A 13,226-nucleotide genomic window follows, 5' to 3' on the forward strand; every position below is an offset into this window, starting at 1 on the left:
TTCCCTATTCCATTGATCATTTCTTGATTATTTACATAAATTATCTTTACATAAACAAATCTATAGTATTACTTTGCCTAATCTTGTCAATTTATTCCACTTTTTTTATTTCATTCCACAGAAAATCTAGTTCGGATAATGTGCAATCTTGAGGTTTTTTCCCTTGAGAAATCAGATAATTCTCAATTTTCCTAAACCGATTTTCAAATTTTACATTTGCATTGCGAAGTGCAGTTTCTGAGTCAATTTTGTGGTGACGGCATAGATTGACTGTTGCAAATAATAAATCGCCTAATTCTTCCGCCAATTTTTCAGGCTGCTGTTGTTGAATTTCTTCTTGAACTTCGGTGAGTTCTTCTTCTACTTTGGCAAGTACATCTTGCGGATTATCCCAATCAAAACCGACTTTAGCACAACGCTTTTGCAATTTGTCTGCACGAGTAAGGGCAGGCAGAGCAAAAGGCAGATCATCTAATATAGACGTTTGCTGTTTTGCTTCTTTCTCTTTAGCTTTCTGTGCTTCCCAGTTTTGTAGAGCTTCTTCACTGTTGGTGGCAGTGGTATCCCCAAAAACGTGTGGATGGCGATAAATTAATTTGTCGTGAATATCGTTTAGAACATCTTGAAAGCTAAAGATTCCTTCTTCTTTAGCTAATTGACTAAGAAATACCACTTGTAGCAACAGATCGCCTAATTCTTCACGCAAAGCGCTACGATTTTTAGTATAAATTGCTTCCGCCACTTCATAGGTTTCTTCCAATAGATTCGGGAGCATTGTGTCAAAGGTCTGTTTAATATCCCAAGGACAGCCTGTTTCTTTGTCGCGTAAACGCTCAACGATGTCTAAAAATTGCTGAATGGTTGCCATAGTGTTTTCCTTAAAAAGCGTATTTGCGAGCTTTAAAAAATAATTAAAGATTGAAAGAAACGGTTTTACCTGTTGTTATGTATAGCACTTAAACAAAAGATATAGTAGGGACGCCACGCTTGGCGTCCAATGTCAATATAATTTTTACAAATATCAATATCGTAGGGACACACTGAGTGTGTCCGCCTGTAAAGTAAGGTTAAATGAAACAGACGCCAAGCGTGGCGTCCCTACGGACACTTTAATTTAAATGGTTCATTTTTTATTTACGGATACACGCAGTGTGTCCCTACTATTATGAGTATATTTTGGGTGTTTTATGGATTGTAATCAACAGCTTTTTCAAGCGCAATGTGAGATTTCAGTCGAGTTAATCTGTTAAAACAGTTGGAAAATAGTATTAGCATTTGTCAATTTTAGTGAAGATAGGTATGCTTGTAACGTTCAAAAATCGATTTTAAGGAATGATTATGGATCTCGCTTATTTACAAAAACTCCCCCAAGAAGAATTTCACACTCGTCGTCAGCGTTTGTTTGAACAAATGCAAGACAACTCAACCTTGATTGTCTTTACCGAAACAGAAAAACGCCGTAATAACGACTGCGACTATTTATTCCGTCCAGATAGCTATTTTTGGTATCTCACGGGATTTGCTGAACCTAAATCAGCGTTAGTGTTGCTGAAAAAAGCAGGGCAGTGTGAGAGCTTGATTTTTTTACGCAAAAAAGATCCGCTAATGGAAACGTGGAACGGTCGCCGTTTAGGTATTGAAGTTGCACCACAGACGTTAAACGTCGATCAAGCCTACGATATCGAAGATATTCAAACCATTCTTGCAGAAAAATGGACAGATTTGACCGCTTGTTACTATGCAAGAAATGTGCAAACGTGGGGCGATCAGATTGTTTTTGCAACCTTTGATGCCATCACTGCAAGCCGTAAAAAAGCCCCAACAACTTTGATTGATTGGCAACCGATACTCTCTGAAATGCGATTGTTCAAATCTGAAGCCGAAATTGCCTTATTACAACAAGCCTGCCAAATTTCAGCCTTTGGGCATTTACGAGCAATGAAACAAACTCGCCCAAACCGTTACGAAATGGAAATCGAAGGAGAAATTCAATACGAATTTTCTCGTTTTGGCTCTCGCTTTGCGTCCTATAATCAAATTATTGCAGGGGGCAATAATGCGTGCATTTTGCACTATAATGAGAACGATCAAGTGTTAAAAGATGGTGATTTACTGCTAATTGATGCAGGGGCAGAGTTTGCAATGTATGCAGGCGACATCACCCGAACTATTCCCATTAATGGCAAATTTTCTACGGCTCAGAAAGAGGTGTATGAAATTGTATTGGAAGCCTTAAAAGAAGCGACTAAACTGCTTGTACCGCAAAGCTCGATCCAACTGGCTAACGATAAAGCAGTGCGTATTATGACAGAAGGAATGGTACGTTTAGGCATATTAAAAGGCAATGTTGATGAGTTAATTGAGAATAAAGCCTACCGACAATTTTATATGCACGGCTTAGGACATTGGCTAGGCTTAGATGTCCACGATGTCGGCGACTATGGCAATGAACGAGATCGACCGCTTGAAATCGGTATGGTGCTTACCGTTGAGCCTGGATTATATATCCCGAAAGATGCCGATGTTCCAGAGCAATATAAAGGCATTGGTATTCGAATTGAAGATAATCTTTTAATCACCGAATACGGCAATAAAAATCTTACGTCAGGCGTGCCGAAAGAGATTGCGGAGATTGAGGCGGTAATGGGGCAAGCGACGAATTAATCTCTTGAATAAGCTAGAAAATAAGACTAGACTCACTTATCGGACTAAGAAAAAGGGGCTGTTATGCTAAATCAATCTTTAGAAAGTGTGAATATGCACGAAGCAAAAACCAATTTTTCTCGCATTGTTGAAGATGTGAAACGTTTTGGAAAGCCGATCATCATCGCAAAATCAGGTAAACCACAGGTTAAAATTGTGCCTTTGGATACTATACAAAATGGCAGTCGCTTTGGTTTTATGAAAAAGCAAAATATGCAAATTCCTGAAGATTTTGACCGCTTGTATCAAAATGAAATTGTGGCAATGTTTGAAGGAAAAGAGGAATGAAGATCTTAGTAGACAGCCATATTTTGCTTTGGCTTGCGTGGGATAAAAAAGAAAACCTATCGCCACAAGCGGTGGAATTACTTGATGACCCGACCAGTGAAATCTATTTTAGTTTAGCAAGTTTATGGGAAATTGCGATTAAATCTAGTTTAGGTAAACCTGATTTTGACATTGATGTAGAAGCCTTAGAGCAAGGCTTAATTCAGGTAGGTTGTCGAATGCTAGCTATTGAATTACCCCATATTCTAAAACAAGCTCAGCATCCTTTTATTCATCGAGATCCCTTTGATCGTCTATTAATGGCTCAGGCGGAAGTAGAAAATGTCTTTTTTATGACCGCAGATACTATGATTTTGAAGTATCAGAAACCTTATATTATCGACGTGAGAAGCTATAAAAATTGAAATTTTTGACAGCCCCATATTTCCGCTAGAATGCAAAGCACCATTTTTTATAAGAGGCAAACACAATGACACAAGTTTATAATTTCAGCGCAGGCCCGGCGATGATGCCGACTGCCGTATTAGAAAAAGCACAAGCAGAATTGTTGAATTGGCAAAATCAACACACTTCAGTAATGGAAGTTAGCCATCGTGGTAAATTGTTTATGGAAATGATCGCAGAGTGTGAACAAAATTTCCGTAAGCTCTATAACATTCCTGAAAACTACAAAATTTTATTCCTACAAGGTGGTGCGAGAGGGCAATTTGCGGCAATTCCGATGAACTTAATCGGCGAAAAAGGCAAGGCGCTTTATTTAACTAGCGGTCATTGGTCAGCGACAGCGGCGAAAGAAGCTCGTAATTTCTGTGAAATTGATGAAATCAATATTTTAGAGCAAGGCGATGAACTCAAGGTGGGTAACCTTGATTTTAGCGAGATTGCAGAACAGTACGACTATGTTCATTATTGCCCGAACGAAACCATTAGCGGTGTGGAAATTTTTAATGAGCCAAAAGTGGGCAATGCGGTGTTAGTGGCTGATATGTCCTCTAACATTCTCTCTCGTGCTATCGATATCAGCAAATTTGGTATCATTTATGCAGGCGCTCAGAAGAACTTAGGGCCGGCTGGGATTATCCTTGTGATTGTGCGTGAAGACTTGATTGGCAAGGCTCGCAAAGCAACGCCATCTATTTGGAATTACGAAACCCAAGCTAACAACGATTCAATGATCAACACACCACCAACATTTGCTTGGTATCTCTGTTCATTGGTATTCAAACATCTGCTTGAACTAGGCGGTTTAGCTGAAATTGAAAAACGCAATCAAGCTAAAGCAGAATTACTTTATCGCTACCTTGATAACAGCAATTTCTACCGCAACACCGTTGCTAAAGCGAACCGTTCTTTAATGAATGTCACCTTTACCACAGGCAACGACGAACTCAATGCAAAATTTGTGGCGGAAGCGACCGCTTGCGGTTTACAAGCCTTAAAAGGTCACAAAGTGTTAGGCGGTATGCGTGCATCAATCTACAACGCAATGCCGATTGAAGGCGTACAAGCGTTGATTGCGTTTATGCAGAAGTTTGAGGCAGAAAATAAATAATTTATTGTAGGGACACACTGCGTGTGTCCGTTATCAATGTTTTTCACGTATTTTTGATTTCATTAATATTTTTCGGACACACGCAGTGTGTCCCTACGAGTAGATTTTTTTTACGGAGATATAGTATAATGCACAGCACAGCACAGCACAGCACAGCACAGCACAGCACAGCACAGCACATCTGGCTGAAAATTTAGCTACTCAGCAAGCAGATCAACAAGCCTTTCTCAACAAACTCGATGCCGACCTTTGGAAAGCTGCCGATAAACTTCGCCAACAGCTTGACGCTGCCAACTACAAACACATCGTTCTCGGTTTAATCTTCTTAAAATACGTTTCCGACAGCTTCTCGGCACAACAAGACATCATTAAACAACGCTACACCGATCCAACGTCCGATTTTTATCTCGATCCGACTGCTTACAGCGAAAGCGAACTTGCCGATATTCTCAATGCCGAACTGGAAGAACGGGACAACTACGCCCAAGACAACGTATTCTGGGTGCCGCAACAAGCCCGTTGGGACGAAATCAAAGTCGTGGCTCGTGCTAACATTGGCGACAAAATCTGGGACGAGAAAACCTTTAAAGGCATTGCCAACTTGATTGATGACGCTTTTGATGCTATCGAACAAGACAACCCTAAACTCAAAAACGTCATTCAACGCATCAGCCCTTATAAAGTTGATGAAAGCATTTTATTAGGCTTAATCGATCTCTTTTCCGACACCAACTTCACCCGTCCAACCCTAGACGGTAAGCCGATTTCCTTGGCGGCAAAAGATATTCTCGGTCACGTTTATGAGTATTTTCTCGGGCAATTCGCCCTAGCGGAAGGCAAAAAGGGCGGTCAATATTTCACGCCAAAATCCATTGTTACCCTGATTATCGAAATGCTCGAACCCTACAAAGGACGCATTTACGACCCTGCAATGGGGTCGGGTGGCTTTTTTGTGCAAACAGAACGTTTTATCCGCGAACATCAAGGCAACGTCAGCGAAGTGAGCATTTTCGGACAAGAGTTCAACCCAACCACTTGGAAACTTGCCGCAATGAATATGGCAATTCGTGGCATTGAATTTGACTTCGGCAAAGGCAACGCCGACACCTTCAGCAATCCTCAACACCGTGATAAAAAAATGGATTTTGTGATGGCAAACCCACCGTTCAATATGAAAGACTGGTGGAACGAAAGCCTTGCCCAAGACCCACGATGGCAATACGGCATACCGCCCGAAGGCAACGCCAACTTTGCGTGGCTACAACATATGATTTACCACCTTTCGCCAAACGGACGAATGGCGTTGTTGCTTGCCAACGGCTCAATGTCATCGAACACCAACAACGAAGGCGAAATCCGCAAAAATATTCTCAAAGCCGATCTTGTGGAAGCGATGATCGCCCTGCCAAGCCAACTCTTTACCAACACCCAAATTCCAGCCTGTATCTGGATTTTGAACAAAAACAAAGCACGCAAAGGCGAAGTGCTGTTTATTGACGCACGCCAACTCGGCTATATGAAAGACCGTGTCTTACGCGACTTCACCGCAGACGACATCGCCAAAGTCGCCGACACCTATCACAACTGGCAACAATCCGCCGACTACCAAAATATCCCTGCATTCTGCTACACCGCAAGCCTTGACGAAATTGCCCAAAACGACTTCGTCCTTACCCCAGGGCGTTATGTCGGTGCTGCCGAACAAGAAGATGATGGCGTACCTTTTGCAGAAAAAATGCAAGAACTGACCGCGCTTTTACAACAACAATTTAAGCAAAGTGCAGAATTAGAAGCCAAGATTAAAGCGAATTTGGGAGGGTTGGGGTATGAGTAGTTTATCGAATTTAACAATTCATTCTATAGGCGGAGGTTGGGGAAAAGATGTAGAAGATGAAGGACTAGAACTAGTTGCTGTTATTCGTGGTACAGATATTCCAAACCTTGAAATTAATAATATTCAAGGTGTTCCTTTTAGATATGAAACACAGAAAAAAATTCAATCTAGATTGCTTCAAATTGGTGATCTAGTTATAGAAATATCTGGGGGAAGTGCTAGCTCTAAACAAAGGACTGGGCGTTGTTTGTATATAACTGACGAATTATTGAAAAATTTAGGTGGTAAAGTAATACCAGCAAGTTTTTGTAAACTGCTAAGACTAGATAGAAAAAAAGTTAATTCAAAGTATGTCTATTATCAAATAAAGGCAATGCATCTGAGTGATGAAATTGCTAGCTTTGAAAATCAATCAACTGGAATTTCAAATTTTCAATTTAATAGATTCATAGATGAAATAAGACCTTCTATTTTAGATATTGAAGTTCAAAATAAAATTGTTAATTTTTTAGAAAAAATCGATCTTAAAATAATTAATAATATCAATATCAATCAAACCCTAGAACAAATCGCCCAAACGATTTTTAAAAGCTGGTTTATTGATTTTGACCCCGTTCACGCCAAAGCCAACGCACTGGCAAGCGGACAAGCCGCTGAACAAGCCACCCAAGCGGCAATGGCTGTGATCAGTGGTAAAAACACGCAAGAATTACACCGATTGCAGACGGCAAATCCCGAACAATACCAACAACTATGGGAAATCGCAGAGGCATTTCCGAGTGGGGTTGATGAGAAGGGAGTGCCGAGGGGGTGGGCTGTAAAACGAATTGAAGATGTTATCAGAAAAATCCCAACTGGAAAAAAATATAGCCAAAAAACAGCTTTTGAAGTTGGAAATATCCCCATTTTGGATCAGGGAAAATCGGGTGTGATTGGCTATCACAATGATGAAGCAGGAGTAAAAGCAAGTATTGAAAATCCTGTTATTGTATTTGCTAACCATACTTGTTATATGCGTTTGATTAGCTATGATTTTAGTGCTATTCAAAATGTCTTTGCATTTGTTGGAAAAGAGAGTAATGTTTTGTGGACTTATTTGGCAACTTTAGGAAAGCAGGAATTTACTGAATATAAAGGACACTTTCCTGATTTTTTAATTAAAGAAATTATTGTTCCAAATAATGAGCTAACGGAGCTATTTGGTGTGGTTGTAAAAGAACATTTTCAGCAGATAGCTTGTAATGATAAACAGAATAAAACTTTAGCAAATGTAAGAGATTTATTATTGCCTAAGTTATTGAGTGGGGAGGTTTAGAATGAAACCCGACATCGATACGACCCGTGGTTGTAGGGACACACTGCGTGTGTCCGCAGGGTGTTAATCAAATCAACAATATATCGAAAAATATTGATAACGGACACACGCAGTGTGTCCCTACGGGTTGGTTGGGTTTAATTGAATTTGCAAATGTTAATTTAAATCACAAATATGAAAAAACATTGATAACGGACACACGCAGTGTGTCCCTACGGGTTGGTTGGGTTTAATTGAATTTGCAAATGTTAATTTAAATCACAAATATGAAAAAACATTGATAACGGACACACGCAGTGTGTCCCTACGGGTTGATTGGATTTAATTAAATTTTGTATGTTCAAAAAATATTTATCCGTAAAAACAATCTTGTTCCCATTGTATAACATTGTTCTGGATATAATCATAAATAAAATTGAATGCTTTTTCGGAACGAATAATGTGTTCGTGGAAACGGGGTTGCCATTTAAATGGAATTTGATTTTTAATGGCAAAACTGGTTAATGATGATTTTATTCCGCGAACAATGGCGGATAAATTGTTGCTTTGTCCGTTACCGAAATAATGTTGATGTTTGTCTGTATCACTGTTTATGGTGATGATTAAATGAAAATGGTTTGGCATTACGGTAAAAATAGGTATTTCGATAAATTGATTTTGTCTTAAATTTATTGTGTCTTGAATGATATTTTGTAATTGTTTACCTAATGTTGTTAATTGTATTGTTTGATTTTGAATTTCGCCAAAATAATGAATTTTATTTTGGGTACAAACGGTTACAAAATAACAGCCATTTTGATAGGTATCCCATTTTACACGGACAGATTTGCGATTTGGATAATTCATCAGTATCTCCTAAAACGGACACACGCAGTGTGTCCCTACGGGTTAATTTGTAATGTAACGGACACACGCAGTGTGTCCCTACGGGGTTGATTTTATTAGGATTTTAATTTGGTAGGGACACACTGCGTGTGTCCGCCAACGAATTTCATTCAACGAAAATTGGAACAAATTTTGATGGAACCAAACACATTCCATCAATCATCAAAAATCATTTTTTCGATCTGTGTCGAAAAAATAAAATAAAAAAGGAAAAAACAATGCTCATCAACGAAAACACCATTGAACAAGCCTGTTTGCGATTTTTGCAGGAATTGGGTTGGGATTATACGCACGGTTCGACCATCAATGCCGATGGGGAAAATCCTTGGCGGTTGCGGACGGACGAGGTGGTGTTTCGTTCGGTGTTGCGTGAGGCGGTGGAGCGGTTAAATCCGCAGTTGCCGTCTGCCACGGTGGACGAAGTGGTGGCGTTGGTGTGCAAAACGGATATTACAGATTTAACGGAGCGTAATCAACAAGCCTATCGCTATTTGCGTGAGGGCGTTCGGGTGGAATATCGGGAAAATGATGAGCAAAAGGTGGAGTTTGCCCGTTTGATTGATTTTCAACAGCCAAGCCTGAACCGTTTTGATGTGGTGAATCAGCTGACGATTTTGGGGCGGAAGGGTAATCGCCGTCCTGATGTGATTTGTTATATCAATGGCTTGCCTGTGGTGGTGTTGGAGCTGAAAAATCCCTTGAAAGAGAATGCGGATTTGCCACAGGCGTTTAATCAGTTGCAGACGTATAAGCAGGAAATCGGCGATCTGTTTGTGTATAACCAAGCCCTTGTGATCAGCGATGGTATTTTGGCGAAGGTCGGTTCGCTCACGGCAGATTTTGAGCGGTTTACCCCTTGGCGTGTGGTGGACGAGAAGAGCAAGCAACGGATTTCGTTTGAACACGAGTTGGAAGGCTTGGTGCGTGGCTTGCTTAACCCTGCGAGTTTGTTAGATTATATCCAGAATTTTATTGTGTTTGAGCAAACCTCAAGCGGTCGTTTGGTGAAGAAAATTGCCGCTTATCATCAATTCTACGGCGTGAATGAAGCGGTGGATTGTACGCTGTGGGCGGCGAGCGAGCAGGGCAATGGCAAAATCGGGGTGATGTGGCATACACAAGGTTCGGGCAAGTCGTTGTCGATGTTGTTTTATGCGGGCAAATTGTTGTCGCAAGCGGAGTTACGCAATCCGACTATTGTGGTCGTTACCGATCGCAATGATTTGGACGGTCAGCTTTATGCCACCTTTTCAGGCGGTCAGGCGTTAATTCGTCAGCAACCTGTGCAGGCAGACGGCAGGGAGGCGTTGCGTGAAGAACTTGCCAAGCGTGAAACAGGCGGTGTGATTTTTACCACTATTCAGAAATTCGGTTTGCAAGAGGGCGAGCAGGCTCACCCTGTGTTAAACGAACGACACAATATTATTGTGATCAGCGATGAGGCTCACCGTTCGCAATATGGTTTTAGCCAAAGTATGAAACTCAATGAGCTAAATCGTACAGGGACATACCGTGTCGGCTATGCAAAACATTTGCGTGATGCTTTGCCAAATGCGTCTTTTATTGGTTTTACCGGCACGCCGATTAGTCTTGAAGATAAAGATACGCAGGAAGTGTTCGGTAAATATGTGTCGATTTACGATATTACCGATGCGGTGGAAGATGGGGCGACAGTGCCGATTATTTATGAAGCTCGACAAATTCCGATAGCACAGAGTGCCGAGTTTGATAATGTGGTGCAAGAAGCCCAAACGTTAATAGATGAAGATGATGAAAGTAGCTACAACTTCCGTTTGCGTGAAAAATTAATGGGAACAGAGGGGCGTTTGAGCCGTTTGGCAGAAGATTTTGTCAAACATTTTGAACAACGCACCGCTTTAATTGACGGCAAGGCAATGGTGGTGGCGATGAGCCGTCAGATTTGTGTGAAATTGTACGAAAAAATCACCGCACTTCGTCCAGAGTGGCATAGCGATGATGTGAATGAAGGGGCGATTAAGATTGTGATGACGGGGTCGGCGAGCGATCCTGCGGACATTCAAAAGCACATCTATTCTTCGCAAGATAAAAAGCTGTTGGAACGCCGTTTTAAAGATCCTGATGATCCGCTGGAAATTGTGATTGTGCGTGATATGTGGCTAACGGGTTTTGATGCCCCTTGTTGTAATACGATGTACATTGATAAGCCGATGAAAGGGCATAATTTAATGCAGGCGATTGCACGGGTAAACCGTGTGTTCCGCAATAAAAGCCGTGATAATGGCGGTTTGATTGTGGATTATGTGGGGCTAACCAGCGAACTTCGAGAAGCGACAGAACAATATACTCGCTCGCACGGCAAAGGGCAGATGATCCACAATATCGCCGAAATTAAGGCAAAGATGTTGGAATATATTGATGTTGTGCGTGGGCAGTTTGCTACACCTGTGAACGATCAGCCGTTTAAGCTGTTTGATGCCTTGAAAATTGAAGATGAACTGGCGTTGTTCAAGCAAGTAATGTTGGGGGCGAACCATATTCTCGCCTTAGATCATCAAACGGTTGCGGATAAAACCGAGAAAACCCCAAGACGCAATGCGTTTTTAAAAGCGGTACGTTTGGCGAAAAAAGGCTTTAGCTTATGCGGTGCAGACGGCGATGTTCAGCAGTACCAAAAAGAGCTTGCCTTTTATGATGCGGTGCGTGCGATTTTGGCAAAACGTGAGCCAAATTCCACCGCTTCAAGCGAAGAACGTCAGTTGCAGTTGGTGGCTTTATTGAATAAAGCGGTGGACGCAAGCGGTGCGATTAACCTGTTTGATTTGCTCAATCGTGAACAGCCGAATATCAACATTTTGTCGGAAGAGTTTTTAGAGAAAATCAGAAACAGTCAAACCAAAGAGCTTTGGCTGTTGGCGGTGGAGCGTTATTTGCGTAGCCAAATCAATGAAAAAGGAACAGGCAATTTGGCGGTGCAAAGAGATTTTTCCGAGCGTTTGAAAGAGGCGTTAAACAAATACCACAACCAAAATCTCACCATTATGCAAGTGTTGGAAGAGTTGCTGAATATGAGCAAGGAATTTGCCGAACGCTTGCAACGTGGGGAGAAATTGGGTTTATCGCCAGCAGAAATTGCCTTTTACGATGCCCTTGCCCGCAATGAAAGTGCGGTGCGAGAATTGGGCGATGATGCCTTGAAAAACTTGGCAAAAGCGATTACCGATAAACTGCGTAAATCCGCCACTATTGACTGGCAATATAAAGAAGCCGTGCGTGCCAAAATGCGAAACTTGGTGCGTGTAACGTTGAGATTATTCAAATATCCACCAGATAAATGCGATGAGGCAATCCAATTTGTGTTGGAACAAGCGGAAGTGATTGCGGATGAATTGACGACAGTATAAACTGCAACGAAACATTAAGAAAAAAGGAACAACAATGCAATTTATCAACATCGCCAATGAGGGCGTGAAAACTCTTGCCCCTTATCAAGCGGGGAAGCCGATTGAAGAACTTGAGCGTGAGCTTGGGATTTCAAATATTGTGAAACTTGCCTCGAATGAAAACCCCTTCGGTTTTCCTGAAAGTGCGAAACAAGCGATTTTAAAGCAGTTGAATGATTTAACTCGCTATCCTGATGCCAATGGTTTTGAGCTGAAAGCGACCATTGAGAAAAAGTTTGGGGTTCAGCCTAATCAAATTACCTTAGGAAATGGCTCAAATGATCTGCTTGAGCTGTTTGCCCATACGTTTGCCAGTGATAAAGATGAGATTATTTATTCGCAATATGCCTTTATTGTCTATCCGCTTGTGACTAAAGCGATTAATGCGGTAGCGCGTGAAATTCCTGCAAAAGATTGGGGACACGATTTGAGAGCCTTTGAGCAGGCGATTAATGACAAAACCAAGTTGATTTATATCGCGAATCCAAATAATCCGACGGGGAATTTTTTATCGCAACAGGAAATTGAACGCTTTTTAGACAGAGTGCCTGTAAATGTGATTGTGGTGTTGGACGAGGCTTATACGGAATTTACCGATCCTGCTGAGCGATTAAATTCTTTTGCGTTAGTGCAGAAATATCCGAATTTGATCGTCTCTCGTTCGCTGTCTAAAGCCTATGGTTTAGCTGGTTTGCGTATTGGTTATGCGGTTTCTCACCCTGAAATTGCGGATTTATTAAATCGTGTGCGTCAGCCATTTAACTGTAATAGTCTTGCGTTAGCGGCGGCAATTGCAGTGATGCAAGATGATGATTTTATTGCGAAAGTGGCAGAAAATAATCGTAATGAAATGCAACGCTATGAGGCGTTTTTTAAGGCAAATCAGTTGGAATATATTCCATCTAAAGGCAATTTTATTACGGTAGATTTGAAACAGCCTGCACAGCCGATTTATCAGGCGTTGTTGCACGAAGGGGTGATTGTTCGTCCGATTGCAGGCTATGGTATGCCAAACCATTTGCGTGTGAGTATCGGGTTGCCAGAGGAAAATGATAGATTTTTTATGGCGTTGAGGAAGGTGCTGATTTAGAAGGCATAGTAGACAAATTTGTGGCGTACCACTTAAAAAAATGGGCTTCCGATGGAAGCCTATTTTATTTAAACCCGACCAACATAACTAATACAATAAAAACGAGATAAATTGATGTGGGAATACGTTGGAATACG

10 protein-coding genes are annotated in these 13,226 nt (G+C 41.3%); 8 read left to right on the forward strand and 2 right to left on the reverse strand.

Features of this window, described 5'->3' with window-relative positions; all coding sequences use genetic code 11:
- Nucleotides 1–91: 91 nt before the first annotated feature.
- Nucleotides 92–868: a nucleoside triphosphate pyrophosphohydrolase gene (gene mazG / locus B0183_RS05760; protein ID WP_078208492.1), complete on the reverse strand. Its 777-nt coding sequence runs from the start codon at nt 866–868 to the stop codon at nt 92–94.
- A 470-nt stretch (nt 869–1,338) separates the two neighbouring features.
- Between mazG and pepP the strand changes: the two genes are divergently transcribed.
- The 6 genes from pepP (at nt 1,339) to B0183_RS05790 (ending at nt 7,692) form a co-directional block, all read left to right on the forward strand.
- Nucleotides 1,339–2,664: a Xaa-Pro aminopeptidase gene (gene pepP / locus B0183_RS05765; RefSeq protein WP_021112200.1), complete on the forward strand. Its 1,326-nt coding sequence runs from the start codon at nt 1,339–1,341 to the stop codon at nt 2,662–2,664.
- A gap of 63 nt (nt 2,665–2,727) precedes the next feature.
- Nucleotides 2,728–2,991, forward strand: a complete 264-nt coding sequence (locus tag B0183_RS05770; RefSeq protein WP_005713671.1) for a type II toxin-antitoxin system Phd/YefM family antitoxin — start codon at nt 2,728–2,730, stop codon at nt 2,989–2,991.
- A complete protein-coding gene (locus B0183_RS05775) occupies nt 2,988–3,395 on the forward strand; it encodes a type II toxin-antitoxin system VapC family toxin (protein ID WP_078208493.1) in 408 nt (135 codons plus the stop codon). Before B0183_RS05770 ends, B0183_RS05775 begins: the two co-directional genes overlap by 4 nt.
- A gap of 65 nt (nt 3,396–3,460) precedes the next feature.
- Nucleotides 3,461–4,543 carry a 3-phosphoserine/phosphohydroxythreonine transaminase gene (gene serC / locus B0183_RS05780; protein ID WP_078208494.1) on the forward strand — a complete coding sequence of 361 codons (1,083 nt, stop codon included), beginning with the start codon at nt 3,461–3,463 and terminating at the stop codon, nt 4,541–4,543.
- Between the two features lie 181 nt (nt 4,544–4,724).
- Complete coding sequence (locus B0183_RS05785) at nt 4,725–6,377, forward strand: class I SAM-dependent DNA methyltransferase (RefSeq protein WP_078208495.1); 1,653 nt, start codon at nt 4,725–4,727, stop codon at nt 6,375–6,377.
- Nucleotides 6,370–7,692, forward strand: a complete 1,323-nt coding sequence (locus B0183_RS05790) for a restriction endonuclease subunit S domain-containing protein (protein WP_078208496.1) — start codon at nt 6,370–6,372, stop codon at nt 7,690–7,692. The genes B0183_RS05785 and B0183_RS05790 overlap by 8 nt, the downstream gene beginning before the upstream one ends.
- A gap of 351 nt (nt 7,693–8,043) precedes the next feature.
- Here B0183_RS05790 and B0183_RS05795 read toward each other — a convergent pair whose 3' ends face one another.
- A complete protein-coding gene (locus B0183_RS05795; protein ID WP_078208497.1) occupies nt 8,044–8,538 on the reverse strand; it encodes a transposase in 495 nt (164 codons plus the stop codon).
- 257 nt (nt 8,539–8,795) lie between these two features.
- Between B0183_RS05795 and B0183_RS05800 the strand changes: the two genes are divergently transcribed.
- Together B0183_RS05800 and hisC are read left to right on the forward strand one after the other, a co-directional pair.
- Nucleotides 8,796–11,960 (forward strand): type I restriction endonuclease subunit R, encoded by a 3,165-nt coding sequence (locus B0183_RS05800; protein ID WP_078208498.1) that lies wholly within the window; start codon nt 8,796–8,798, stop codon nt 11,958–11,960.
- Nucleotides 11,961–11,994: 34 nt separating this feature from the next.
- Nucleotides 11,995–13,089: a histidinol-phosphate transaminase gene (gene hisC, locus B0183_RS05805; protein WP_078208499.1), complete on the forward strand. Its 1,095-nt coding sequence runs from the start codon at nt 11,995–11,997 to the stop codon at nt 13,087–13,089.
- The last annotated feature ends 137 nt before the right edge of the window (nt 13,090–13,226 follow it).

Source organism: Glaesserella parasuis, from assembly GCF_002015085.1.
Lineage (GTDB): Bacteria > Pseudomonadota > Gammaproteobacteria > Enterobacterales > Pasteurellaceae > Glaesserella > Glaesserella parasuis.

What these genes read in the sequence shown, in the direction of transcription:
- mazG (WP_078208492.1), bottom strand. Translation starts at nt 868, where the DNA reads ATGGCAACCATTCAGCAATTTTTAGACATCGTTGAGCGTTTACGCGAC.
- pepP (WP_021112200.1), top strand. Translation starts at nt 1,339, where the DNA reads ATGGATCTCGCTTATTTACAAAAACTCCCCCAAGAAGAATTTCACACT.
- B0183_RS05770 (WP_005713671.1), top strand. Translation starts at nt 2,728, where the DNA reads ATGCTAAATCAATCTTTAGAAAGTGTGAATATGCACGAAGCAAAAACC.
- B0183_RS05775 (WP_078208493.1), top strand. Translation starts at nt 2,988, where the DNA reads ATGAAGATCTTAGTAGACAGCCATATTTTGCTTTGGCTTGCGTGGGAT.
- serC (WP_078208494.1), top strand. Translation starts at nt 3,461, where the DNA reads ATGACACAAGTTTATAATTTCAGCGCAGGCCCGGCGATGATGCCGACT.
- B0183_RS05790 (WP_078208496.1), top strand. Translation starts at nt 6,370, where the DNA reads ATGAGTAGTTTATCGAATTTAACAATTCATTCTATAGGCGGAGGTTGG.
- B0183_RS05795 (WP_078208497.1), bottom strand. Translation starts at nt 8,538, where the DNA reads ATGAATTATCCAAATCGCAAATCTGTCCGTGTAAAATGGGATACCTAT.
- B0183_RS05800 (WP_078208498.1), top strand. Translation starts at nt 8,796, where the DNA reads ATGCTCATCAACGAAAACACCATTGAACAAGCCTGTTTGCGATTTTTG.
- hisC (WP_078208499.1), top strand. Translation starts at nt 11,995, where the DNA reads ATGCAATTTATCAACATCGCCAATGAGGGCGTGAAAACTCTTGCCCCT.